We start from the raw sequence: 25,019 nt of genomic DNA, 5'->3' as shown, positions 1-25,019 counted from the left end.
ACCAAATCTGGTGAGCTGACGGGGCTGCCCTCGAAGCTCGATAAGAAGTAGGGCTAGATCGTGCGGTCGTGACTCAACTGTCTGCCGTCGCGCAGAATCTGTACCCGTCATCGAGCTCGTCGCTTATCCGCGGGTCGACGAGCACAACCACTGCCGCGCCGGTTGTTCGTACTTCCTCGACACGCCAATGCCGATCCCATCGGACTTCGACGGTTACATCAACGAACTCTTGGCTGAAATCGACGACTCTCCGCGTGGCCGAGGTGTGCCCGAGGTTCTCGGCGTGTTGCTCGATGACCGTTCCAGCGATGTCGCCGAACAGACGAAGTTCTGCCAGCCCACGTCGCGTCCGCTCCCCTGTCTCGACTTCGAGGTCATGTACTTCGACGATATCGATGCGTTTTAGATGAACGGTGGTGAGCACCGCGTCGGCCGGCCAGTTCCACGGCCCGGGACTAACGTGCACAGCAACGCCGTGCTCTGCGAAGGAAATCGCTTCGCCGTGCTCCGAAAGGAAAACGTTGAAGTAGTCCGGGAGGGTTTCCCCCAGAGCAACGGCAAGATCGTCAGTTGCTGGGACAAACGAGTACATCGCCTCTAGAAGGCCCTTGTAACCCGTTGCGCACCGTACGTTCTCGAGACTGCGTGCGTTTCTGCTGAGCTTCTTATCGTTCGTCACAAGTAGGACTAGTTCGTCCCCCGTTGCCGATTCAGCTTCCGCGCACGCCAAGACGATCGCATCCGCAGCGCCTGTCTTGATGTTTACCTTCAACTCACCTGATCCGACTTGCAACACTTGCTCACGCACCGCGTCGCGCCAGACGTGATCCGGTGGCGACCATACCTGCACATGACGAGGAAGATTCCGCTGGATGCGGTCCACAAGCTCGTCAATAGGTGGCGCCGCCGCGATTTCGGGGCGAGGGATGATCAGCTGATCCGTATGCACGGATCTAGCAGCTTCTTCAAACGCCACATACGACGCTCGTGCGTGCTCTGCCCACTCCCATACAACCACTTCAGGGACAACGACGATCGCCTCTCCACCCACCTCGTCGACTACCCGTTCTATGGCTGCCACCGAAAAATGTCCGCGGGGTAGCGCGTTGGTATCGAGCACGACAATCGTCACGATTCAATGCTAAGTGGATCTATTGGCAGGGTTCCCGCAAGCGGTCACTACGGCACGATCGCTGCGACTTGCTACGCCGCTAGCAACATTGCTTCGCCAGCATCTGAAGGGGATCTAAGGAAGCGGAGCCTTAACGCCCTGTGCCGCTATTCCGATCGCTAACAATGCCTACTCTCAGCCACTTGTTCGTGCACAGTGCACCTCTCTCGCATCACCAGCCACGCGGAGGCCGCACCATGACCACTCATCTGTCGGATCTTGCTTCCGATGAACGGAGCGCGCGTATCGTGCTCTCCCACCTCTCCGAGCCCGGCGATGAACGCACCAGCGCGGTGGTGCGACGCGCCGGCGCGCTCGAAGCGCTGAAGCTCGCTGAGTCCCCGTTGATGGTGCCCGGCTTGAACGATGCTGACTCGTTGCTGTGGCAAGAGCAGCTGGCCGCGAAGGCCCGGGATCTCAGGTACGAGATCAATACTGATCCGGCAGGTGTGCTCGTTCCCCGTGACGACGACTGGCCGACGAGTTTGAATGATCTCCGTGCCCGGGCTCCCCTCGCGATCTGGGTCGCGGGCGATGCTTCGCTGCTCTCGCGACCGGCGTACGAACGGTATTGGTAGTGCGCGTTATTTGATTTGGCGCTATTTGGCGGACGGGGGATTCTGCACGACTTTCCGTTCTCGTCGCTTGGGAGAGCCGAGAGGATTTTCCGTGAGCTACAGGTACCGGCAGACCTGGTCCGCGCTGCACGAGTCGGGGTCGGGCTGCGCGGCGTCGTGCCTGAGCTCGGCGATGGTGTCTCGGAGCGCTGTGAGCTGGGCGATCTGCTGCTCGATCTCGGCGAGGCGCGCGTCGAGGAGATCGCGCACGTGCTCGCAGGGAGCAGCGCCGCCGTCGCGGATGTCGAGGATCTGGCGGATCTGGGCGAGGGTGAGGCCCGCGGCCTGGCCGCGGTGGACGAAGTCGATCCGGGCGGCCGTCTCGGGCGCGTAGTCGCGGTATCCGGACGGCGTGCGCTCGGCCGGGGGCAGCAGGCCCTGCTCCTCGTAGAACCGCAGCGTCTTCGCCGTCGTTCCCGCCCGCTCGGCGAGTTCCCCGATGCGCATCGCAGGCCCCCTTTTCTTTCGGCAGAAGCCTTCTTGACCTTCCCCTGCACTGGAAGGTCCAGTATGGCCGAGAAAGAAGAGAAACCCAAGTGACGGGAGCTGCGATGCCCACGAAGTACGACCTCGCCATCATCGGATCGGGCGGTGGTGCGTTCGCCGCCGCGATCCGCGCGACCACACTCGGCAAGTCGGTGGTGATGATCGAGCGCGGGACGCTCGGTGGCACCTGCGTGAACACCGGCTGCGTGCCGTCGAAGGCCCTGATCGCCGCGGCCGACGCACGGCACTCCGCGGCCGACGCCGCCGACCGGTTCCCGGGGATCGCGACGACGGCGGGGCCAGTGGACATGCCCGCCCTGATCGCCGGGAAGCAGGCGCTGGTCGAGTCGCTGCGGGGCGAGAAGTACGCCGACGTCGCCGACTCCTACGGTTGGGCCGTCCGCCGCGGCGACGCCGCGTTCGCCGGCACCCCCGACGCACCGGTCCTCCAGGTCGCCGGGGACGACGGGAGCACCGAGACGATCGAGGCCGGGCACTACCTGGTCGCGACCGGCTCTCGGCCGTGGGCCCCGCCGATCGACGGCCTGGACCAGACCGGGTACCTGACCTCGACCACGGCGATGGAGCTGACCGAACTCCCTGAGTCCCTGCTCGTGCTCGGCGGCGGCTACGTCGCCCTGGAGCAGGCGCAGCTGTTCGCCCGGCTCGGCTCCCAGGTCACCGTGCTGGTCCGGTCCCGGCTCGCGTCGAAGGAGGAGCCGGAGGTGTCCAGGACGCTGCAGGAGGTGTTCGCCGACGAGGGCATCCGGGTGGTCCGCCGCGCGCTGCCGACGCGGGTGTCCCGCGACGCCGCGACCGGGCAGGCCGTCGTCACCGCGGACGTCGCCGGCGGCCGGGAGGAGTTCCGCGCCGACCAGGTGCTCGTCGCCCTCGGACGACGACCGGCCACCGATGGGCTCGGCCTCGACAGGGTCGGGGTCAAGACCGGGGACCTCGGCGAGGTGGTCGTCTCCGACCGGATGCAGTCCTCCCACCCGCGGATCTGGGCCGCGGGCGACGTGACCGGCCACCCCGAGTTCGTCTACGTCGCCGCCCACCACGGCACCCTCGTCGCCGAGAACGCGTTCGCCGACGCCGATCGGGCCGTGGACTACGCCCGACTGCCGAGGGTGACGTTCACCGGCCCGGCGATCGGCGCGGTCGGGATGACCGAGAAGGACGTCGTCGCCGCCGGGATCCGCTGCGACTGCCGCGTCCTGCCCCTGCACCACGTGCCCCGCGCACTGGTCAACCGCGACACCCGCGGCTTCGTCAAGATCGTCGTGGACGCCGACACCGGGAAGATCCTCGGCATCACCGCCGTCGCCAAGGACGCCGGCGAGCTCGCCGCCGCCGGGGTCCACGTGCTCGGCAAGACGGTCGCCGAGGTCGCCGACGCCTGGGCCCCCTACCTGACCATGGCCGAGGGCATCCGGATCGCCGCCAAGGCCTTCACCACCGACCCGTCGCTCCTGTCGTGCTGCGCGTGAACGAACTGGAGGAACCCACGATGTCTGACCTCAGCATGCAACTGCCCGAGCGGCTCAGCCGACTGGGAGAGACCGGCCTGCTCATCCCGCTGCTGCGGCTGCTCGCCGACGGTGACCCCGTCACCGTCCAACAGCTGTCCGTGGCTGCGGGCCGCACGATCGACGAGGTACGGCTCGGACTGGCCGCGATGCAGGACACCGAGTACGACGACCAGGGCCGAATCGTCGGCCAGGGCCTCACGCTGCGCCCTACACCGCACCGGTTCACCGTCGACGGTGAGGAGCTCTACACCTGGTGCGCCCTGGACACCCTCATCTTCCCGGCCCTCCTCGATCGCCCAGCGCGCGTGGAGTCCGTCTCCCCGGCCAGCGGAGAGACGATCCGCGTCACCATCGATCCGGTTGCCGGTGTCACCGGCGTCACACCCCCGAGCGCCGTGGTGTCGCTGGTGAACCTGGAGCAGATCACCTCGATCCGCTCGGCCTTCTGCAACCAGGTGCACTATTTCGCCTCCGTCGACGACGCCACCGGGTGGCTCTCTGAGCATCCCGGTGCCGAGGTGGTGTCGGTGGCCGAGGCCTACCGGATCGGCAACGAGCTCACAACGAGCCTGCTCGACCTGCTTCAGGACGACACCCCGGTGGCCGACGACTGTCCCCGCTGCTGTTGACCCGCGACACAGAAGGATTCGAGAACGCTATGACCTCCAAACACGACGACCGAACGCGAGGCGGTGGCCTACTCCTGGGAGCCGGTGCCGTGCTCCTCATGACGATCTGCTGCGCGCTGCCCGTGCTCATCGCCGGCGGAATGCTTACTGGCATCGGCGGGCTCCTTCTCGGCAACCCGTGGGTGATCGGCGTGGGCATTGCGCTCCTCGCGATCGTGCTGCTCGTCGTCGTCCGCCGCCGAACCCGCCGCGGCCGTGTCGAACCTGACTGCTGCCCGCCCACCGAATCCGCTCACCGCACCGACCCGAAGGGCGAACAGAACCAATGATCAGCTCCCGCGCCCGTCGTTCGCTCGCCACCCTCCTGCTCGCAGGCTCGCTCATCCTGACCGCCTGCGGCACCGTTGATAAGGATCCCGTCTCTGCCGAGACTGCCACCGCCGCGACGGTGACCAGCATCGACGCTCAGCGGATCAGCCTGCCCGCCGCCGGGAAGCCCACCGCGGTGTTCTTCTTCTCCGTCGGCTGCGGCGAATGCGTCGGCGGAGTCCGATCCCTCGGTCAGGCGGCAGCCGCGGCCGAGGAGGCCGGCATCGATGCCCAGTTCCTCGCCGTCGACATGGATCCGCGCGAACCTACCGAGACCATTCAGAGGTTCATGGAGTACGTCGACGCCGTGCATGTCCCCGCCGCCATCGACGAGGGCGCGGCGCTGTCCCAGCGCTTCGGGGTCGCCGCGCTGTCTACACTGATCATCGTCGACAGTGACGGACAGGTGACCTTCCGCGCCACCGACCCCGACGCCGATACGATCGTCTCCGCGCTCCACAAGGCCGGGGCCTGAGCGATGGGCGGACTCCTCGCCCTTGCCTTCGCCGCCGGGATGATCGCCCCCGTCAATCCCTGCGGCTTCGCGCTGCTCCCGGCCTGGATCACCCATGCGCTGGGCGACGCCGCCTCTTCCTCAGCCCCGGTGCGCCTGCTGCGCGCCCTACGGGCTGGCCTCGCGCTGACGATCGGGTTTGCGGGCACGCTCGCCTTGGCTGGCGTCGCGGTAAGCGCCGGCGCACGGGGCCTGATCCAGGCCGCCCCAGCCCTCGGCCTCGCCGTCGGGATCCTGTTGGTGCTGCTCGGCGGGGCGATGCTAGCCGGACGCTCTATGTCCCTCCGGCTTCCCGGCATACCCGGCCGCGCAATCGAACGGCTGCCCAGCGCCGTGCGCATGGTCGTCTTCGGCGTCGGCTACGCCGCGGCCTCGCTGTCGTGCACCTTCGGCGTACTCCTCGCGGTCATCGCCCAGGCCCAGGCGACAGCCAGTTTCGTCGGGCTGCTCCTCGTCTTCGCCATCTATGCCGCCGGCTCCGCCACCGTCCTGCTGCTTGTCGCCGTGGTCGCCGCCGTAGCCGGTTCTGTGCTGTCCAGGCGGATCGCCGCACTGACACGATTCGTTCCCAAGGTCACCGCCGCCGTCCTGATCCTCACCGGCGTCTACCTGGCTTGGTACTGGTTTCCAGTTGTCGTCGGCGATGCCCCTTCCGCAGGGCGCACCGACGTCGCCGCTGTCTCGGCGACGATATCGAACTGGCTCCAAAGCAACACCGGCGTCATCGCCGGCCTGTCTACCACCGTGGTGCTCATCGTGCTACTAAGCGGATTCCTTCATCAACGCCGTCGGAACTCCGGACGGAGGACCGAGGAGGACTGCTGCGACCCTCAGTCGACGCACTCTCCCGGGGACCGGCCGAGCGTGCCGACCGAGCGGCATTGAGCGGCTCCTGCACGTCAAGGTCATACGACGTGGTTGACCGGAACGACGAACTCGGACACCAGACGCCCTCCCACCCGACGCCGATCATCGGACACGGCGTGGGTGTTGTTCGTGGCCTATGTCGAAGGAGAGCGCGGCCACGATCAGGACGAGTTGACCGCCGAGCAGAATCGGTGCCGCCCGATTCTCACGACGTGACATCCCTGGAAACGTCATCGTCAGATTTCAGTGCAGGACGACTGGGAGGGGCATGCCGACGCGCTCGACGACCGCGGCGGCGTAGGCGGTGCTGTTCGCGCCGATCGCGTTGGACCAGGCGATCGCGGAGGAGATGTCCAGGCCAGTCAGCCGGCTGAGAACGACGGGTGGGAGTTCCTGCGCGAGCGCTATCAGCGCGCCGGTGCGGGCAAGTCGCGGCGGGATGCCGGCAGCGCGGAGCCGGGTATTCAGCGTGTCGGGGGCCATGTGATGCCCGGCCCGGGTTCCGGGATAGACCCACTCCTGTTCGATGCTCTCCACGAACATGCGAGGCGCGGTGCGGTTGCTGGCGGCTCCCGCGGCCGCCGGCGCGAGCTCGGCGGGGAGCACGAGAGGTTCCTGGCCGAGGCGGACGACCACGGCCTGGTCCGTGACGGTGACGTCTTCCGCGCGCAACTGGACGATCTTCGCCGCCCGGACGCCGAACATGAGCATCAGCCCCGCGGCGAGCTTCGTGTGCGGGTTGATGGACGGGTCGGAGGTGACATCGGCGAGCAGCCGCCAGCGTTCCTCGTCGCTCATGGCTTGCGGGCTCAAGGCTCCTGATGGCGGGCGTGGAGCGGTGAGCGGTCGGGATGCGCCGGCCCGTGCGGTCCAGGTCAGGAAGTGGTGCAGGAACGGGCGTCGGCCGCCGGTGAGCCATTCATCGACATCCGCCTGGGTGAGGGACACGAGAGAACCTCCGCGGGTATGGATCCATTCCAGCAGTTCGATGATCCCCGCGATCTCGAGCCGCCGCCAGGACAGCTGGCCTGATCGGGACGGCATCGTGTTGCGGCGCAGTGCGCGCAGGTGTCGCCATCGCGCGTATTGGGTGACGGTGCGCTGTTCACCCGGGTCGGGGATCTCGGCAAGTGCGCTGTCGAGCCAGAGCTCGAACCGGGCGAGCAGCTCGTCCCGCGGTGGGAGCAGCCCGTGGTCGATGAGCACGGACCGAACCGCTCGGGTCTGATACTCCGAGCCGGCCTGGTCGAGGTAGGCGTGAGTGCGCAGGGATGGGGCGGTGAGCACTCGGGTGATCAGCGTGCAGGCGACGGTGCCGCGTTCGAAGGCGTAGACGATCTTCGACGGAGCACCCTGGAACCACCGCTCTCGCAGATGCGCGATGCGTGCATCGGAGGCGGCGAGCTCGTCGGGCACCATCTCCCGGATCATCTGATCGGCTCGGCAACGGGGGCAGAGCTTCGCGATCAGCCGTGTGATGGTCCCGCAGCTGGTGCAGGGGCGGAACGACTCCGGTTGGCGGGGATAGCAGAGCGGGCAGAACGGCCGGCCCTCGATCCGGCCGTTCACTATCCGAGCGTCTCCGCAGCTTGTGCAGGTCTCGATGATCGGCGGAACGCAGGCCCAGCAGAGATAGCCGGAGCCGTCTTCGGTGCGCTTGTGGCGCAGCCGGACCTCCCCGCAGCTCACGCAGGGCTGGCGAGGGTTGGAGCACTGCTCGCAGGCGGCGCGCGCGGTTCCCGGCCAGCGGCATTGCCGCTCGTTCCCGCAGATCGTGCAGGTGTCGACGCTGGCCTTGTCGGAGCAGGGTTTGCAGATCGCTTTCTCGCTGCCGTGGAACAAACAGGGCGCAAGCTCCCCGCAGTCCGTGCAGGTGTCCAGCCGGGAGGAGCTCCGACACGTTGAACACAGCGGGCCCTCCGGGCTGCGGTAGGCGATCAGTCGATGGTTGCCGCAGCTCACGCAGACGGCGTTCTCGTCGGGGAGCTTGTTCGTGCAGCGTTGGCAGAGTCGCCGCCCGTCGGAGAGCACCCGCTCCAGGTTGGTGACGTCGTCGCAGCCATCGCAGGGGGCATGGTGCGCGATCCGGTAGCAGCGTCGGCAGCTCACTCGTCCCTCGACGCGTTCGGTGAGCGTGCGCGTGGTGCCGCAGCCTCCGCAGCGTCGTTCGGGCAGACGCGCGCCGTCCGCGTGGAGAAGGTCGTAGAACGTGCCGAACAGCACAGAGCCCGCGGCCGGGTCGGAGAACCACTCCGCGCCGTGGGCCTGCAGCTCGAGCATCAGCCGCACTCGGCGGTCCCTCCCGTCCGCCGCCATCTGCTCCACCGCTCGAAGGATGGTCGCGGTCGCGACACGGCGATGGCGGCGGACTTGCTCGACGATGCGCTCGGCCGCTTCGGGTTTCATGTCGACCCAGCATCGTTTGCAGTACGCGCTCTCACCGGGCCCTGTCTGCACGCGGCGGGTGTGCCCGCAACGATCACAGAGTCCGCTCCTGGAAGCGAGACGGCGACCGCATGGAGCGCAGATCCGCCCGGTCGGCGTGCGCTGCAGCAGCTTCCGCAGCCCGCCGCAGTGTGCGCAACGCGGCGGTCGGACAGTCCGCGCTCCAGCCTCGTGGAGGCGAAGCAACAGACTTGCCAGAGCCGGCGTGGTCTGCGGATCCGCCGCGGTGAGCAGCCCGGGTGCCTGCGTGACCAGGTCGAGCGTCCGGCGGGCAACCGGCAGCTGCCGGAACGAGCCGTTCACGATCTCGGCGATCCGCTCACGCGGAAGAGCCTGCTCGACGGCGGCGATCTGCGTGGTCAGCGCGGCGAAGACCGGGTCAAGCATCCGGCGGGAGAATCTGCGCCCTACGCGGCTTCAGGCCCGACTCCCGGAGTCGGTTCGTCGCCGAATCGCCCCGCTCCGGCCCAGGATCGGTCGTCCCGGTCGCTGCGACCGCGCTGCCGAGGACCACCCGCGGCGCGAGCTCCTCGAACGTGCAATCGAAGATGTCCAGCAGCGCGACCAGCGCCTGCATGTTCATCCGCTCCGGCTTCTCCGCGGCGAGCCGATATACCTGGCTCGTCGACAAGTAGACGCCCCGCTCTTCCAGCAGCGGGACCAGCTTCGTCGTGGAGAACATTCCCGCCGCCGCCATCACCTCCCGAAGCCGCCACTCAAACCCGATCAGTCTCATCGCCCGCTCTCTTCCTCATCGCGCGGCCTGTGCCGCGTCTTCTCGATCGCCTGACTCATCATCGTGTTCATGTAGTCCGCGCTCACGCCCGTATAGATCGCCGTCGTCGACTGGTGCAGGTGCCCGACCTGACGTTGCACGAACGCGGGATCGACCCCGGACTCGATCAGGTGGGTCACGTAGGAATGACGCAGCGCGTGCGGCGTCAACACCTCATCCAGCCCCAGCGCCGTCCGGTAGACGGCGAACCTCGACGCCAGCTCCCGCGTGCGCAGCCTCGTCCCGCGTTCCGAGACCCAGAGCGCCGGCGACCCGTCCCGGACCATCAACGGACGCACCTGCTCGACATACTCCTGAAGAGCCTCAACCGCCCAGCCGAACAACGACACGACCGCCCGCCGTTTCGGCGGCCCGCCCCGCGACGACTTCCCGTGCCGGATCTGCATCACACCGAACTCCCCGAACTGTGGAGCCTTCGAATTCCTGTAGAAGTCGGTCACATCAAGCCCAACCGCCTCGCTCGCCCGCATCCCCCATGCGTAGACGACCTTGAACAGCGTCGCGTCCCGGAACGCAGGCAGAGCACCCTTGCGGCGCTCGTCCAGCAACCGCGTCACCTCGGCGTCAGCATGATCCAGCAAGCGCTGCAGCTCCGACCGCGTCAACGGGCGTCGCCCCGGCTTGCCCTCGTAATCCTGCAGGTGCGCGAGCGTGTTCCATTCATGGCAGACCTGAACCGGGTGCGTCCCGAAACGCTCCATGCACTCGTCAACCCAGCCGTAGTGCGGCGAGCAGATGTAATCGCAGAACGCGCGCACCGCCCCCTGGTACGACCGGATCGTCGACGCTTCGACCTTCCGTTGCGACACCAGCAGCGCCATCCACTCGTCAAAGTCGCCCGCGGACCACTCCCACGGCTTCTTGCCCGCGTACGACTCGAACCTCCGGACCACGCCCAAAGCGCGCGACACCGAATCCTCCTTGAGATGTCGGCCACCGATCTGCTGCATCCGCCAGCCCTCGATCATCGCCTCAAACACGGCCTCATGAGCGTTGAGGAACGACACCCCGCCCGCAAGATACAGCGACGACGCACCGTGTGGAACTCGTCCCATCAACCACCCAATCCATCCACATAACGCGCTAATCGTGCATTAGATGCGAATCTATCAGCCCGTCAGACCTCGTCGCGCGGAAAATCGCGGGGCTATCGAAACGACCGATAGCCTTTCTGACGCAGACGCCCGTTCGGATCTCGCATCTGATGCAATACCGCGGGGAAACGACAATCACCGGGGCGCGCGCGGCGACGACATACGGCGAGCATGTGTCTTCCGACATCGCGCGCGAACTAGCGGAGACTGGCACCGTAATCGTCGCGGGCGGGAGCTACGGCATCGAAGCGGCCGCGCACCGTTCGGCTCTCGCAGAAGGCAAGCCTTCGATCGCCATCATCGCGAATGGTATCGACCGCCGCTACCCCACCGGCCACGCCGATCTCTTCGCAGATATCGCTTCGACCGGAGCTGTCATCAGCGAGCTGCCGCCGGACTCTGTCCCCACACGCGCCCGTTTCATCGCTCGATCCAGGCTGCTCGCCGCACTCTCGGATACGACGATCGTCGTCGAGGCGGGCGCACGCTCGATGGCGCTCCGCACCGCGGCCGAGGCAGAAACGCTCGGTCGAGGAATCGGCGCCGTCCCCGGGCCGGTCACCAACTCCGCCAGCAGCGGCGCCCACCAACTGATCAGAACTGGCACGGCTCAGCTCGTCACAAGCGGTCGAGACGTTCGACTCCTGCAAGCAGATCGGGCGGCCCCGTTGCCGACGCGGTCCGTCTTCAGAGCGAGCCCTGACCAGGCCCCGCGCCGCATGTTCTGATCCAGGTTCATTGCGCTCCTGGCGCCATCATGATCACAAGCCGATGCCCGCGACCGGCGCCGGACGACGCGGCGCCTGTTGAACGATGCCGCGGGATGCGCCTGCGACGGTACGTGCTCGTTCGAGCGCGCGCTGCGCCCGGGCACGGTCTGCCTTGTGGGTCTCTGTTTCCGCGTCCGGCCCAAGCGCATCGTCCGAAATGACGCCGTAGCGGTCCCGATACGCTGCCACTGTCAAGGCTGCCCTGTGCCATTGCTCTGCTGGTCCAGGCGTCCCGGGAATCGTGCCCAGCGCTGCTGTCCACGGCCGCTCGTCGTTGATCGCATCGTTGAGGACCGTCTCCGCGCGCGCGTTGATGAGTGTCTGACGCTCGGTCAGCGCCTGCTGCATGTCGGCTGCCATCGGTCCGGACGCTGCTGCGATGAGGCCGACGATCATCTGGGGGCTTCGAGAGCGATGGCCGGAGCTCGCGGGGCGTGCCGTCGCTCGAGCCACCCGATAGTGAAGGACCGACGCGATGTCGTCCGCGTCGTCGAAGCCGCGGGCAGCGACGAGCCTTGGCACCAGTGCCTCGACGTCATGCCGGTTCGCTTCCGCGGCGCGAAGCTCGGCTGCGAGCGCTCCGAATGCGTCGGATTCGAGTACCTGCTGTTGCTGCTCCGTGCTGAGCGGGGCGTGACGGATGACGCTCGCCCACCGATCGCGTTGGGCTGCGGCCGCAATCGTCTCGTATTCGGCGGCGAGCTGTGCGATCGACCCCCAGTGCTCCTGCTCGACGGTGATTGTCTCGTGCGCGGTGGGTTCTGCAGCGAGGTGCTGCAGCACGCCGTAGAGAACGGCACGCGCGTTCGCGTAGGCATCATCGTCGGGGTGCGGGATGCGGTGAAGCTCGTCGGGCCGGTCGGTGACGACGTAGGCGCGGTTGGATTCTCTGCCGCGCGTCATCGCGACGTACAGGTTCTCGCGCGTGGAGGTCGGTTCGACGAGGGCGTGAGCGGTGTCGACTGTGAGCCCCTGCGCCCGGTGCGCCGTGACGGCGTATCCGAGTTCGACGTGCTCGGCAACGTATTGCGCTGGCAGGACGATGTTGCCGCCGATTCGTCGGCTCGGATGACGGATGACGAGCGAGCCGTCGTCATTCACCTTGCGGATGCTCCAGGTGATGCCGTTCTTGATCCAGCCGCGACCGGTGGCGGTGCGGAGTCTCCGATCGTTGCGCCGGGTGACGATAGTGTCGCCTTCTCCGGCGTAGGAGCCATCGTGCAGGGCGACTTCGTGCGTCGGCTCGATGACCCCATCCATGATGAGGTCTGCGCGTGCTCGGTTGTTGAGTGCAGCGACGTCATCGCGCGTCTCCGCAATGAGCACGCTCCGCTTCCCGCTTTCTGAGTCGTGTCGCCAAGCAGCGTACGCCGCTTCGAGCATTGCTTCGGCATCGCCGTCAGACACCCGCCCGTGCTCGAGGTAGGTATCAATGACGTCGGTGCGGCCATGGCGGAGTTCGAGAGACGCGAGCTTCTCCCAGTCGTTGGAGAACCGGTGTACGTCGGTGAGCTCGGGAAGGTCAGCTTCCCGGTCATCGACGAGCATCCCGAAAGCTCCTCCGGCGTCGACGGCTTGAAGCTGGCCGTAGTCGCCGACAAGGAGGATCTTCGCACCGGCCTTTCCCGCGAGCCCAGTGATGCGATCGAGCGAGAGCGTGCCGGCAAGCGACGCCTCGTCGATAATGACCAGTTGCCGTGGTGAGAAGGTGGCCCCGGTGAGTTCGTGATTGGTCCACCATCGCGCGGTGTTCTCGGTCCCGATGCCGAGGTCGTCGCCGAGCACCTGCGCCGCTGCCGCCGACGGGGCAAGCCCGACGACGCTATGCGGCCCGTGCTGCGTCTCCCACGCGATGCGCAGAGCACGGAGCGCAGTGGTTTTCCCGGCACCGGCCGGTCCAACGAGGACATCCAGGACTCGGCCCGACACCGCGATCTTCACGAGCGCTTCTGCCTGGTCATCGCCGAGCCGTTGACTGCCTGGCAGGCGCTTCCGGATCGCTCGCTCGACGGAGGTCACATCCAGAGCCGGCCCGTTCAAATCGCGAGAATGCGCCAACAGTCGGTCTTCGGCCGCGAGTAGCGCCTCCGAGGAGGACACGGTCGAGTGGCGCGGACGAAACACGGACGAGCCGTCCGTCCGTTGGAAATTCGCCGGCGTCACGGCGAGATCTTGTGGAGTCAACCGCAGCGACTCGGATTCGGCCGCGTCAACGATCATGCCAACGACGACCTCCCGGTCCTGCGTCGTCGAGAATCTGTACGGCATCGTCTGCCGTGCGGCTTCGGCGGTGAGGTTCCATCGTCTCCAGGTCGCACGCTTCTCCCCCACGGCTTCGACGACGTGCCGCCCGAGTGTCGCGATCACGTCGAGAGGAATGTCGTCGGCACGCAAGACCAGTGGAACGTCGTTACCAGTCACCGACGATGCCCAGGCAGTCGGGTCGCTTTTGAGGATCTCTGCGGCTCGCGCTCGCCAGGATGCCGTGAGGTCGGTCAGTGAGTGGATCTCCTTGTCCGGTCGGGTCGACAGCGTGGCTTGTGCTCGCAACTTCATCACCGTCGCTGGCGATGGCCGCCGCCCGTGCGTTTCGACGTATTCCGCCACCAGTCGGTCGGTCTCCTGGTCGATCCCGCGGGCTCGTGTCGAGAACTCCTTTTCCAGTTCTGCGGGCACGCCGGCAATGGTCCAGGCATCATTTCGGTCCCGCCCCCGTGAGCGCGCTTCCCACTCAACGCCGAACAGCCTTGTGAGGTGATCCGCGAAGACTGCCTCGTGGAGTTCCGACAGAGCGACGGTCGCCGCATGCATCGGTCGTCCGTCGAGGGATCGCCACCGTCCGTCCAGCAAGGTCTTGACTTTGTTCGAGATCACCACGTGGGTGTGGAGATGCGGATCGCCGGCACGGCTGTCGAAGTGATCATAAGCAGTTGCAATCAGGCCTGCGACGTCAGCCTGCGCAACGGCGCCGTCGAGTGCGGTCGTACCGGTGCGCGTCGCTGCAACCTCGCGCTCCATGTAGGCAACCATCTCCGCAACAGCCGCATGATGCGCGTCTGCGATCAGGGCCTGCGTCCCTCCATCAGCGACTGCCCACAGAACACTCGCGGCCTTCGGAATCGAGAACGTGAAGTCGTATCCCGCGACTGCCTTCCGATGTTTGACAGTCGCTTCCTCCTGCTCGATCTGAGCCACCGCCTGTGCGCGCTCGAGCACCCCCAGTGACGCATCCAGTTGCGACACCCGCGCCTCTGTCCGCTCCTGCGAGGAGCGGTACGTCGGATATGCACGGCCCAACGGGCTGCCACTCACAGGATCGACGCCCATCCCGATGAGGAGTTGAAGCTGCGATTCCGAGACCTCGTCGCCAGCCGCGATCTCCCCGGAACCGAGCGAGGACACTCCCGCTCCGAGCCATACGCCTGGTGGGGTGCCCTCAGCGCTGTAGTAGCGCGTCAGCGGAGTCGAGAGCGACCGCTTCCCATCGCCGGCCGCAACGGTGCGGAGCAGGTACTTGTAGCCGTCGCCCGCGCTCATCACTCGCATCGAGACCGTCATGCAACGCAGGTGTGCCCTGCATCCTGCCGCTAACGGATACCCGCGCCACGCGGTCGCCGGTTTCAGATACAACGGGCATAGAGGGGAATCAAAGACGGCGCGTGCCGCGCCCAGAGGCAGTGAAAGCCGCTCGGATGAATACGATCAGATCATGCCGCATAGCTCGAAACGCATCACCGCCATCACACGTCGCAAACTAGTTGACTCGATTTCCCTCTCCGGTCTCAGCTGGTCCGGGCGTCTTGACGAGCCGAGCTTCCTCGGGCGGATTTACGACCTGAGCGCACTGCCGAGCACGGATACCCGCTACCGAGATGCGGCCGGGGATATTTGGCAACACCGCGTGAACAACCCGTACGACTGGGAAGACGATTGGGTCTTCACTGACAGCAGATTCGGCCTCATGCACGGCGACGACGAAGTGCTCCTCGTGTTCCTCGCCGAGATGCTCCACCCGGTCGTGCGAACGGACGAGACTGAGACGGCGCTCTATCTGAAAGCGTTCAATGATGCTCTCTCGCGCGATGGCTACGAACTTTACGCGTCCGATTGGATCAGTGGTCATGCGATCTATGGGTGGAGGCGCCTGGACGCGTTCCATGGCACTTCGCCTGAGCTACGCCTAAGCGAACGCCCCCTCACTGACCCGGATGTTCTCCAAGAACACCTCAACCGGATCCGCGCCGGTCTAGTCTCAGACCCGCCGGCGGCAATCTCCTCATGCAAGAACCTGATCGAGTCGCTGTTCAAGATCATCCTCGACCGCAGTGACGTGGAGTACAGCCACAGCGCTGACGTCCCGGAGCTTTACCGCAAGGTCGCGGACCTCCTCGCGCTGAACGCAGAGGCAGTGCCGGAGTCTGTCCGAGCGAGCCAGACGTCGCAGAGGATATTGCGCACGCTCGTGACCACCATCAACTCGCTCTCCGAACTGCGGAACGCGCTGGGTATCGGACATGGACAATCACGGCGTAGTGAAGCCCTTGCACGTCACGCCCGTCTGGCGCTGAATGCTACGGTCACCGTCGCGGAGTTCGTTCTCGACACTTGGCAGGTCCGACTCGAGTCAGGAGCCCTCGAGATTGGTGATCCACAGTGACACAACCCGACGGTTGGCTATACCGAATCAACCAGGACAACACGGCGCGGTACGTCCTAGGCACGGTTGGCACAAATCCCCTAATCTGCGTGGGCGTCAACCCGAGCACTGCAACGCCCCAGCGGCTAGATCCTACGGTGACGCGCGTCGCCAAGAGAGCAAGGGACAGCAACTTCGACAGCTGGATCATGCTGAATCTCTACCCGCAGCGATCGACGGCACCAGAAGGCATGCACTCCCGATATCTTCCGTATCTGAAAGCCCAAAACGAGCAACACATTGCCGAAGTTCTACAGAACGGCAGGCACACATTGCTGGCTGCGTGGGGCGAGCTGATCGAGACACGCGATTACCTCCCGGAAATGCTCCATAGCATCGCATCGATCGCAGAACAGTCGTCCTGCGACTGGATGTCGATTGGCTCCCCGTTAAAGAGACATCACCCTCGGCATCCGTCGCGGGCGCGATACGACATGGAGCTTCAGCGCTTTGATATGACGACGTATTTGCAGAGGTTTTGAACCTGATCTGCGTCGCCGCAGAAGAATTCTTACGGCGCGCGGCTTCCATACCCAATTTCGCAAGCTACGAGCTCTTGTATTGATGATGATGATCCCCCAGCTTAGTGACCGCCCTAGTTCACGGCTTTGCGGACCACGGTTCATGTCACCTCAGGGGATTCAGGACATATCCTGACAGGATGTCAGGCTTCCCCTCCGCGACCCCGAGCGATGCTCGCCCTACCCAGACCAAAAAAGCCGCGTCAAGCACCAGACGCGGACACATGGTCACGAGAGGCTACATCTCTGCCTGGGCTAACAAGAAGAATGTCGTAGACGTAATCGACCTGCAGCACGGACGCGGGTACCCGTCGTCAATCATGAATGCCTCAGTAGTGAGCTACGTCTACGATCCCCAGGTCATGAGCCTCGACTTGGAGAGCGAGTACGGGCGCATCGAGAGCGACGGTGTCGTTGCTATCAACAGGCTACGCAATAGCCAGGTGCTGGAGCGCAGAGATCTGGACGCCGTAGTGGCTTTCCTCGACATGCATCTTCACCGCGGCAGGTACGCCGATCGCGCCAACGTACGTGTCCCAGCGGTCCTAGTGATGAAGGATGGGACCTCCCAAGATGCCGAATTGAAGCTGGGCGACATGCTGATCCTCGCCCAACAGCATCCTGAAACTCTCCGTCTGACATCGCTTGGCCTCGCACAGTGGACTTGGCGCCTGTACCCAGTCGACAACCTTGCCACTGGTGACGGGGCCGTCCTTCTATGGAGGAAAACGGCAGATGCCGATTTGTCGACTGTTACGTTCCCGCTATCGCCTACTCAGTTGCTCGTGATCGGTGACCCCCTGCCCGGGGAAATGAACATGAATGCGTTCCTCGCGAGAAACTGCCGCCGTTGGATGGTCGGACAGCGTGGAACACTCCCCCTCGACATGGCCCCGACGCTCGTCTCCGCACGGGTGACAGGCCAGGGGTGACAACCGCGGCCACGTCTTCCCAGCAATGCTGGCCCCTCGATCTGCAAGAGGCGTGGTGACTCATTCGAGCTGCTGGCAGGAGTCGGTGGAGCCGCCCGGCTCGAGGATGTAGGACTCGCCGCGGCGAGGGCATTCAGGTCCGCGAGCAGGGCGTCGTCGGGCGCAGCGCACACACCTGGCTCCCATAACAGGTAGCTCGCGCGATGTTCGGATGTGGATACCTCACACAAGGCAGTAGTGCCTTCGTAGCGTGCGGACTACCTCGAGAAAGGGGTCCGCCATGCTCACCGTCGATCAGTCCAATGCTGTGTCCGATCTCACCGCCGTCGCATCGTTCTACTACTTCCCCGGCGTCACCGAAGAGATCAAGGGCTACGACCTCGCCTCACAGGTCGAGCGATGCATCGAAGCGGTGCCGAACTCGGAGCAGCACCGACTGCGTCCGCTCGTCACCGCTGCGATTATCGACCCGACGAACAACCGAACGTCGTTGTTCGAGTACCTCGCGGAGCACACCGAGGACGAGATCCCCGACGACGTCGATCGTGTCGTTGCGAGGTAGACACCGTGTCTGGCTCGACAGGCCGCGACGATCGACGAGCACCTGCTTCTCCGGGCGCACCGCTCCCCCGATCGACAGGCTGGGCCCACGCTCATCCCGAACGCGCGAAGGCGCTCAACGAGCAGTGGCGTGCTGACCATCCGGACCGAGTCCGTCAGATCTCGCGGGACTACTGGCATCGCAACCGCGAGCAGCGCCTATTCGACGCGGAAGAACGCAAGTCAACGCCCGAGGGGAGGCGGCGTGCGGCTGCTTATCAGCGTCGTGCGCGAGAGGACCCCGAAACGCTGCGCAAGCACCGCGAGGGCATGGCGAAGCTCCGTGCATCCCCCGAGTTCAAAGAACGCAACCGCGAGCGGTATCGCCGCGACCGCCGACTCAAAGAGCTCGGGCTTCCACCGCGGCGACTCCACAAAGTTCCCGCCGCACATCGACGCAAGTTTGCCGCGGATGCTGATGCTTGGTTCACACGCAAGCGCACAAAGCAACAGGTGGCACGGCTCCGTCGCGAAGCCCGTCCGTCGAAGGCGCAGTTGCGCGACGAAGCGCTCAAGAGCCCTGACGCTGTGGAAGCCCGCATCACCGATGCCGTCCGCAACATGCGCGCCCGCAAGCAGCTCGTCACCGAGACACTCATCACGTTCGGGCCGCAGTTGCAGTTGCTGATCGAGACGACGAATGCGCACCGTGCTGCACGCGGCCTGAGTACGCGCAATGTGGCGCAAGCACAACACGACGCGGCGGTGTCGATCGTCGACCGATACTTTGCGACGGTCGCTCCCGGAGAGCAGCTGGTGGATCGGCGTGCATACCTCAGCGCAACGAAGCCGCGCCTGTTGCATGCCGTTAGGAAACAGCAAGCCGCGCTACCGGCGTTCACCGCGCCGGTGACTTCCGTGATCCCGGGATCGTCAGGGCGACGTCTGTAGTCATCAACGCCGGATGTAGCAATCCAGCGGAGCGGGGGCCGTTAGCCCCCGCTCCGCTGTTCAGTCAATCTCGAGCGTAGGCAGTCCGTTCACGATCTCCATCGTCTTCAAGCTCAGCGCCGTGATCCGCCCGATCAAGTCGATGATGTAGCGCGACTGCTCGTGCTCACGCGACCAGTCGTTCGGATCGTTAACGATGCCCGACGCCTTATCGGTCTTCACCTGATAGCGCTCGATGATCCAGTCGAGCCCCGAGCGCGACCCCAGCATGTACTCCTGCGCCTCGACCGGGATGCCCTCGATGTCGATGAAGTCGTTGTAGCGGATGCGCGTCTTGTCCCACGCACCAGCCTTGCCGCCATACTTCATCTTCTTCACCGAGAATCGCTCGTACTCGTCGGTCGGCGCCGCGATCGAGACGACCTCGGTCAGCTGGTGCGGCTCGATGTCCTCGTACCCGATATGCAGCTCGGAGAGCGTGCGCCCTGCGGTGACGAACGCCTCGAAACGCTCGCGCCCCGACACCATCGGGATGCGCGGAAGCTGCTTCTTCAGGTCGGCGGCGTAGCGCTCGCGGTACTCGGTCGAGTGGAGCAATCCGTAGACGTAGAAGAAGATGTCGTCCTTCGTGACCTGCGGTCCATACACATCCCGGTACTGGTCCAGCGCCCAGTCAGTGATGTTGTCCACGCGCTCCGGCTGGTCGAACAACGAGTTAGAGTCCAGATGCGTGTACGAGTAACGAGCGAAGAACTGGCCCCCGCTCCCCGCACCCGTCACGTGAAGGTCAGGGATGGCATTGGTGACAATAACACTAAAAGGTACCGCTGACCCTGAGCCCACTTGGTAAATCCCCAGTTGACCTTCATGGCTTCCCTTGAAGTATCGATCAATAGCCGCAGGCCGCTCAATTAACTCAAGATTGCGAGTGACCCACACTTTATTGAAAGGCCTATAGAGCGCCAGCGACGCCCCAAAGTCCGCGTCGGCGAGTGCCCGTCTTGCCAAGAGCCTCTTTCGTAAGCCAGCTGACCAATTTATGATTTTCGGGTCGTTCGGCAGGAAGTCTGACGCGGGCTCGGGAGCACCTTGTGAAACCCAGCCTTCCAAGGCCGAGTTGTACCCGCCCACTAGCTTCGCGACGGTAGCCCCAAGCTGCGCCGTCGAGGGGCTATATACCCAGCTATCCCGACTCGTAGCGATCCCCATGCCACCGGACGAGAAAATGCTCATGCCTGCTGTCTTCGACGACATCGGAGGGTACTTCTCATAGTTTGGATCGCGCTGGTTAATCCAGTCCCCCTCCGCATTCGGCGTCACTTTCTTCCATTCCAGCGTTCCGAGATTAGCTTCATCGAGAAGCCGCAACTTCTCCTCACGGCTGAGGTAATCACCGACATCTTTGTAATGAAGCACGCTGGAATGCACCACTCCGGGCAACTTGATCAAGACCAGGATCGCGACAGTGTTTCGCGAGCCGGAGTCGAAGATCTTGCCACCTTCTTTGCGACTCTGTTCACCTGCGGTGCGTTGATTGCCGCGCAAGTTATAGATGTAAATGTGGTGAAACTCATCGGTCAGCGTCTTACGGAGACCGTCGGCTGAGTTCGAGTCTATGTATCCCCGTTTGATACATAGCAAACCACGCCACCATGTTCTGACGTGAGCACGCGGTTAGACGCCCACCGGATCGCGCGAACGTACGAGTCGTACAGATTCCTTTTCAGCGAGGCACTGGATTGCTTCACGTAGGTCGCTTCGATCGAGGCATCCAAAGTTGGATAGTTCTGGTTCGCGTTGTTGTCGTTACCGCTCGTCTGCCCAACTGAATACGGCGGGTTGCCCACGATTACGCGGATGTCGAGCGCGTTCTGCTCGACAACGCGGTCATTATTCGATGTGAAGAGGCGCTCGTCGAGAGTGTCTCCGTCTTCGGTCATCTGGAACGTGTCGGTGAGGACGATGCCGTTGAACGGTTCGTACCCGACACTATCCGGGTCCTCGCCCTTGTCGCGTGCCTGTTCCTGCTGCAGCGCGTGGAAGGTCGCTTCGATGTTGATCGCGGCGATGTAGTACGCCATGAGCAGGATCTCGTTGGCGTGGAGTTCCTGCGTGTACTTGCGCAGCAAGTCCTGCGGGTCGATCAGGCCCGACTGCAGCAGGCGCACGATGAACGTGCCGGTGCCGGTGAACGGGTCAAGGATGTGCACGCCCTCATCGCTGAGCTTCGCACCGAAGTGCTCCTTCAGGGCGTCGTTGACGGCGCGGAGGATGAAGTCGACGACTTCCATCGGCGTATAGACGATGCCGAGGCTCTCAGCCACGCGCGGGAAGGCGAGCTTGAAGAACCGCTCATACAGCTCGGTGATGATCTTCTGCTTGCCCGCCGCGCTCGAGATGCCCTCGGCGCGTACCCGGACGGAGCGATAGAACTCGCCGAGCCCCTCGGTCTCGGACTCGAGGTTGTAGCCGTCGAGGGTGGTGAGCATCCGGTCCATGACCTTTGAGACGGGGTTGTGCTCACTGAACGCGTAGTCCTCGAAGAGCGCGTCGAAGACGGGCTTCGTGATGAGGTGCTGCACGAGCATGTCGACGGCGTCGTCCCGCGTGATGCCGTCGTTGAGGTTCGCTTGGAGCGCCTCGTGGAACGTGATGAACTCCCCGGCGGCCTCGTCGGAGGTGTCGAGGATGTTCTTGATACGGGTGGTCTGGCGGTCGGCGATGTCCTTGACGCTGGAGGCCCAGTCCTCCCAGTAGCGGCGGTCGCCGACCTTCTTCACCATGCGTGCGAAGATCGCGTCCTGCCACTCGGCGGCGTTCGCCATCGAGAACAGCGCCTCGTTTGCCTGTTCATTCGAGCCCGACGAGGAACCCTCGCGGTCGTTCTCACCGGTGCCGCCAATACCGATAACGTCGATGCGGTTGTTGGCCTTCTTATCGAGGTCGATCTTGTTGATCATCGCCTCGAAACGGTCATCGTGCGCACGCAGAGCCTGCAGCACGTCCCAGACGACCTTGTACTTCTTGTTGTCGTTCAGCGCCGTCTCCGGGTCCTGCGACGCCGGCACCGCGATCGGCAGGATGATGTACCCGTACTCCTTGCCCTCGGCCTTACGCATCACACGGCCGACGGCCTGGACGACGTCGACCTGCGAGTTCCGCGGGTTCAGGAACAGCACCGCGTCCAGCGAGGGGACATCGACACCCTCGGTGAGGCACTTCGCGTTCGTCAGGATGCGGGCCTGGTGCGCGTCGTCGCCGGCCTGCAGCCAGTCCAGGCGTGCGGAGCGCTCGAGCACGTTGAACGTGCCGTCGACGTGCTTGGCCTGCATCTCTAGCGCCGAGTCACCGTCCTGAGCGTTCATCAGCAGCTCGCGGCCGATGACGTTCAGCTGGTTCGCGATCGCCTTCGACTCCTTGATGTTCCGCGCGAACGCGACAGCGCGCTGCATCGGAGCATCATCCGTGATCGACAGCCGCTCACCATTCACGCCGCGCTTGGACAGTCCGTTCCAACAGCCCACGATCCGCGCGACATCATCGACGTTCAGGTCGCCGTCGCGAGCGAGGAGATCCTGGAAGGAATGCGCGACGGATTCTTCATCGACGGCGAGGATCAGGACCTTGTAGTCCGACAGGTGCCCCATCTCGACGGCACGGCCGAAGCCGAGGTGGTGGAACTCCGGGCCGAACGTCTGCTCGTCGTCCATCGAGTAGACGGCGACGCCGTCCTTGGCGGCCTTCTGCTTGGAGTCTTCGACGTAGATGCGCGGCGTCGCCGTCATGTACAGGCGCTTCTTCGCCTTGAGGAACTCGTCGTTGTGCACGCGCACGAACGCCGAGTCATCGCTGCCGGGCTGGGAGATGCCGGTCGTGCGGTGCGCCTCGTCGCAGATAACGAGGTCAAACTCCGGCAGGCCCAACTCCTGGGCACGATGGACGACATCAATCGACTGGTACGTCGAGAACACGACCGAGATCGTCTCCTGACCGGTCGATATCTGGAACCGGTGGAACAGCTTGTCTGCATCCGTCGTCGCCGGGAAGCCGAGGTCGTGCGCGGAGACGTCCTCGTTCTCCTTGCGGCCCACCGACGAGTCGGAGCAGACCGCGAACGGGCGGATCGGCTGGTCGGCCTGCGCCGTCCATTCGTTCAGCGTCTGCTGCAGCAGTGCGATCGACGGCACCAGGAACAGCACCGATCCGCCGACGGGGACGTACTGCTCGACGAGCTTCAGCGAGGTGAACGTCTTACCCGTACCGCAGGCCATGATGAGCTTGCCGCGATCGCTCGTCTCGAAACCGGTGATGACGTCGTTGATCGCCTCGGCCTGATGCTTACGCGGTGCCTTGCCCGCGCTCTTGTAGAGGACTTCCGGCTCGGCCGGGTCGAATGCGGCCCAGTCGATGCGGGAGTCGGCGAGGTTCATCAGGTCCACGCGCTGGACCGGCTTCGTCTGGTCGTTCAGCGCAGCCTCGGCGTGCTTGGACCAGTTGCGCGCGGTCGTGACGATCATGCCGCTCGCGAACGGCTCCTTGCCGAGTTCCGTGAAGAACGAGTCGATCTCCTGCTTCGGCAGCGCACGAGCAGGGTCGTAGAACTTCGCCTGGATCGCCGTCAGCTCACCCGTGTAACGGTCCTTCGCGACGAGATCGATGCCGGTGTCGGGGCGACCGGCGCGTCCCGGCCACTCCTGCCACATCCACACGTCCGAGAACAGATCCGTGTACTTCGGCTCGGTCTGCAGGTAGGTCTTCAGGAACCGCTCGAAGCGGGTGCCCTTCTCCCGCTCGCTCGGAGCGTTGTGATACATCTCATCGAGCAGATCCCAGATCGTCACCCCTGCACCGGATGCCTGGCGGCGAGCGCGACGAGTCAGGGGAGCTTCTTCCGAAGCCGAGAACGAAACCGACATACTTCAAGATTGCCAGAGCGGCGCGGCTACCCATCGCCACGGAGGCTGTGGCGGCTACGTGTCGTCAGTGTCATCCGTTGAATAACCCGTGCATTTTCCCCAGTCGCGGCTGAAAATAGAGCATGGAGCATTTCGATGGTGCCCTCAACGATGAGGACGAGCGCCCGTGGATACCTGTCGATGTGAAGACTCGGAAGTTCACCGCACCGTCGCATCCTGTCGCCTACGACTGCGTGAAGCTCATGCTCATTCGTTCGGGGACCGTGCTCCTGCATGCGAAGGATCGGTGCCGGCTGCTTCGGCCTGGTGATCTTGTTGTGCTCTGCGCTGTCACTCTGTGTGGGGCGCTCCCCCGCAACGAGGTCGAAGTCTCGACTGCCTACGTCGATCCGGACTACTTGCTCGATCAGATCGCCTGGCGCCATGCCGAGGTTCTTCCTGATCGCTACGCTGCCGCAGAGGTCATCGAGCGAACCTACGCCGAGCACGTGCAGGTTCACCATCTCGGGAACGACCTTGCGCGCGATTTCGGCGCGGTGTTCGACGCGCTCGAGGCGAGTGTCGCCGAGGTGACCAGAGAACGCGGTTTTTATCCGGTCCAGGCCGCATTCTCGTTGCTGCTCGAACAGATGGACAGGATCGTTCCGTTCGATCCGATAAGGACCATGTCGACGCCGTCCCGATTGATCGAGCCCCAACCATCCCGTGCGAAGTACGCGCCTGTCCGCGAGGATCTTCTCGCGCTGTTCAGCGCGGTGAAGAGCGATCTGTCGCGGCCGTGGACTGTCGAGGAGATGGCGCATGTTGCGCATCTCTCGCCACGGCATCTGACCCGGGTTTTCCTGGACGCCATGGGGCGAACGCCTCGTGCAGCGGTGAGCGCAATGCGCGCAAAGGAGATGTGTCGCCTTCTTCGCGAAACAGACCTCACGATCGAGCAGGCGGGCCACGTCGTCGGATGGCACAGCCGCAGCTATGCGCGGCAAGCCTTCGCCGTGATCGTCGGCATGACTCCGTCGCGGTATCGGGCACAGGCGCGTGGCCGCTATTCGGACATGCATGGTCGCAATACAGACGAGTCAGTCGGCTGACCCTCGCCATTCTCCACGACGCTTGCTAATGAAGAGGGTGCGTCAGACGCTCCGCTGCGGTCTCTGACGGCCAACGGAGGGT

General features: G+C 64.6%; 21 protein-coding genes. 13 read left to right on the top strand and 8 right to left on the bottom strand.

What is annotated here, in order from left to right; genetic code table 11:
• Nucleotides 1–73 precede the first annotated feature (73 nt).
• On the bottom strand, nt 74–1,132 hold the full coding sequence (locus tag IEX05_RS02055; RefSeq protein WP_188699719.1) for a hypothetical protein: 1,059 nt from the start codon (nt 1,130–1,132) through the stop codon (nt 74–76).
• A gap of 236 nt (nt 1,133–1,368) precedes the next feature.
• On the opposite strand from IEX05_RS02055, the gene IEX05_RS02050 reads away from it, so the two are divergent.
• The gene (locus IEX05_RS02050) at nt 1,369–1,749 is read left to right on the top strand and encodes a hypothetical protein (RefSeq protein ID WP_188699718.1); all 381 of its coding nucleotides are present in this window, start codon (nt 1,369–1,371) and stop codon (nt 1,747–1,749) included.
• A gap of 96 nt (nt 1,750–1,845) precedes the next feature.
• Here IEX05_RS02050 and IEX05_RS02045 read toward each other — a convergent pair whose 3' ends face one another.
• Nucleotides 1,846–2,235 carry a heavy metal-responsive transcriptional regulator gene (locus IEX05_RS02045; protein ID WP_010155367.1) on the bottom strand — a complete coding sequence of 130 codons (390 nt, stop codon included), beginning with the start codon at nt 2,233–2,235 and terminating at the stop codon, nt 1,846–1,848.
• A 104-nt stretch (nt 2,236–2,339) separates the two neighbouring features.
• Between IEX05_RS02045 and merA the strand changes: the two genes are divergently transcribed.
• From merA to IEX05_RS02020, 5 genes are read left to right on the top strand one after another with little or no spacing between them, the layout of a single operon-like run.
• Nucleotides 2,340–3,764, top strand: coding sequence for a mercury(II) reductase (gene merA / locus IEX05_RS02040; protein ID WP_010155368.1), 1,425 nt, complete (start codon nt 2,340–2,342; stop codon nt 3,762–3,764).
• Nucleotides 3,765–3,784: 20 nt separating this feature from the next.
• Entirely contained in the window at nt 3,785–4,435 is a 651-nt protein-coding gene (merB, locus tag IEX05_RS02035; protein ID WP_010155369.1) for an organomercurial lyase MerB, read from the top strand.
• Between the two features lie 29 nt (nt 4,436–4,464).
• Nucleotides 4,465–4,764 (top strand): mercuric ion transporter MerT, encoded by a 300-nt coding sequence (gene merT, locus IEX05_RS02030; protein ID WP_006947549.1) that lies wholly within the window; start codon nt 4,465–4,467, stop codon nt 4,762–4,764.
• Nucleotides 4,761–5,279, top strand: a complete 519-nt coding sequence (locus IEX05_RS02025; RefSeq protein ID WP_006947551.1) for a TlpA family protein disulfide reductase — start codon at nt 4,761–4,763, stop codon at nt 5,277–5,279. The genes merT and IEX05_RS02025 overlap by 4 nt, the downstream gene beginning before the upstream one ends.
• 3 nt (nt 5,280–5,282) lie before the next feature.
• Nucleotides 5,283–6,203, top strand: coding sequence for a cytochrome c biogenesis CcdA family protein (locus IEX05_RS02020; protein WP_006947554.1), 921 nt, complete (start codon nt 5,283–5,285; stop codon nt 6,201–6,203).
• Nucleotides 6,204–6,428: 225 nt separating this feature from the next.
• Here IEX05_RS02020 and IEX05_RS02015 read toward each other — a convergent pair whose 3' ends face one another.
• The 3 genes from IEX05_RS02015 to IEX05_RS02005 are packed head-to-tail and all read right to left on the bottom strand — an operon-like array spanning nt 6,429 to nt 10,433.
• Nucleotides 6,429–9,017 carry a site-specific integrase gene (locus IEX05_RS02015; protein WP_131940745.1) on the bottom strand — a complete coding sequence of 863 codons (2,589 nt, stop codon included), beginning with the start codon at nt 9,015–9,017 and terminating at the stop codon, nt 6,429–6,431.
• Nucleotides 9,010–9,366: a helix-turn-helix domain-containing protein gene (locus tag IEX05_RS02010; RefSeq protein WP_010155374.1), complete on the bottom strand. Its 357-nt coding sequence runs from the start codon at nt 9,364–9,366 to the stop codon at nt 9,010–9,012. Before IEX05_RS02010 ends, IEX05_RS02015 begins: the two co-directional genes overlap by 8 nt.
• Nucleotides 9,363–10,433 (bottom strand): tyrosine-type recombinase/integrase, encoded by a 1,071-nt coding sequence (locus IEX05_RS02005; RefSeq protein ID WP_229119376.1) that lies wholly within the window; start codon nt 10,431–10,433, stop codon nt 9,363–9,365. Before IEX05_RS02005 ends, IEX05_RS02010 begins: the two co-directional genes overlap by 4 nt.
• A gap of 197 nt (nt 10,434–10,630) precedes the next feature.
• On the opposite strand from IEX05_RS02005, the gene IEX05_RS02000 reads away from it, so the two are divergent.
• A complete protein-coding gene (locus IEX05_RS02000; RefSeq protein ID WP_188699717.1) occupies nt 10,631–11,248 on the top strand; it encodes a DNA-processing protein DprA in 618 nt (205 codons plus the stop codon).
• Nucleotides 11,249–11,281: 33 nt separating this feature from the next.
• Here the strand turns inward: IEX05_RS02000 and mobF are convergent, their stop codons facing one another.
• Entirely contained in the window at nt 11,282–14,848 is a 3,567-nt protein-coding gene (gene mobF / locus IEX05_RS01995) for a MobF family relaxase (protein WP_188699716.1), read from the bottom strand.
• Here mobF and IEX05_RS01990 point away from each other — a divergent pair.
• The 5 genes from IEX05_RS01990 to IEX05_RS01970 all read left to right on the top strand — a co-directional run bounded on the left by IEX05_RS01990 (nt 14,847) and on the right by IEX05_RS01970 (nt 18,930).
• Nucleotides 14,847–15,947 (top strand): abortive infection family protein, encoded by a 1,101-nt coding sequence (locus IEX05_RS01990; protein ID WP_308423392.1) that lies wholly within the window; start codon nt 14,847–14,849, stop codon nt 15,945–15,947. The genes mobF and IEX05_RS01990 overlap by 2 nt on opposite strands.
• The gene (locus IEX05_RS01985) at nt 15,944–16,468 is read left to right on the top strand and encodes a DUF1643 domain-containing protein (RefSeq protein ID WP_188699714.1); all 525 of its coding nucleotides are present in this window, start codon (nt 15,944–15,946) and stop codon (nt 16,466–16,468) included. Before IEX05_RS01990 ends, IEX05_RS01985 begins: the two co-directional genes overlap by 4 nt.
• A gap of 263 nt (nt 16,469–16,731) precedes the next feature.
• Nucleotides 16,732–17,439, top strand: a complete 708-nt coding sequence (locus tag IEX05_RS01980; protein ID WP_188699713.1) for a DUF4238 domain-containing protein — start codon at nt 16,732–16,734, stop codon at nt 17,437–17,439.
• Nucleotides 17,440–17,719: 280 nt separating this feature from the next.
• A complete protein-coding gene (locus IEX05_RS01975) occupies nt 17,720–18,001 on the top strand; it encodes a hypothetical protein (protein ID WP_188699712.1) in 282 nt (93 codons plus the stop codon).
• Nucleotides 18,002–18,006: 5 nt separating this feature from the next.
• The gene (locus IEX05_RS01970; protein ID WP_188699711.1) at nt 18,007–18,930 is read left to right on the top strand and encodes a hypothetical protein; all 924 of its coding nucleotides are present in this window, start codon (nt 18,007–18,009) and stop codon (nt 18,928–18,930) included.
• Between the two features lie 60 nt (nt 18,931–18,990).
• Here the strand turns inward: IEX05_RS01970 and IEX05_RS15455 are convergent, their stop codons facing one another.
• Nucleotides 18,991–20,475, bottom strand: coding sequence for a type ISP restriction/modification enzyme (locus tag IEX05_RS15455; protein WP_308423391.1), 1,485 nt, complete (start codon nt 20,473–20,475; stop codon nt 18,991–18,993).
• Nucleotides 20,476–20,543: 68 nt separating this feature from the next.
• A complete protein-coding gene (locus tag IEX05_RS01965) occupies nt 20,544–23,771 on the bottom strand; it encodes a restriction endonuclease (RefSeq protein WP_308423390.1) in 3,228 nt (1,075 codons plus the stop codon).
• Nucleotides 23,772–23,968: 197 nt separating this feature from the next.
• Here IEX05_RS01965 and IEX05_RS01960 point away from each other — a divergent pair, with 197 nt between their 5' ends.
• Nucleotides 23,969–24,937 carry a helix-turn-helix domain-containing protein gene (locus IEX05_RS01960; RefSeq protein WP_188699710.1) on the top strand — a complete coding sequence of 323 codons (969 nt, stop codon included), beginning with the start codon at nt 23,969–23,971 and terminating at the stop codon, nt 24,935–24,937.
• The last annotated feature ends 82 nt before the right edge of the window (nt 24,938–25,019 follow it).

The sequence above is a fragment of the Microbacterium nanhaiense genome (assembly GCF_014646015.1).
Classification (GTDB): domain Bacteria; phylum Actinomycetota; class Actinomycetes; order Actinomycetales; family Microbacteriaceae; genus Microbacterium; species Microbacterium nanhaiense.
This window is presented reverse-complemented; position numbering and strand designations above follow the sequence as displayed.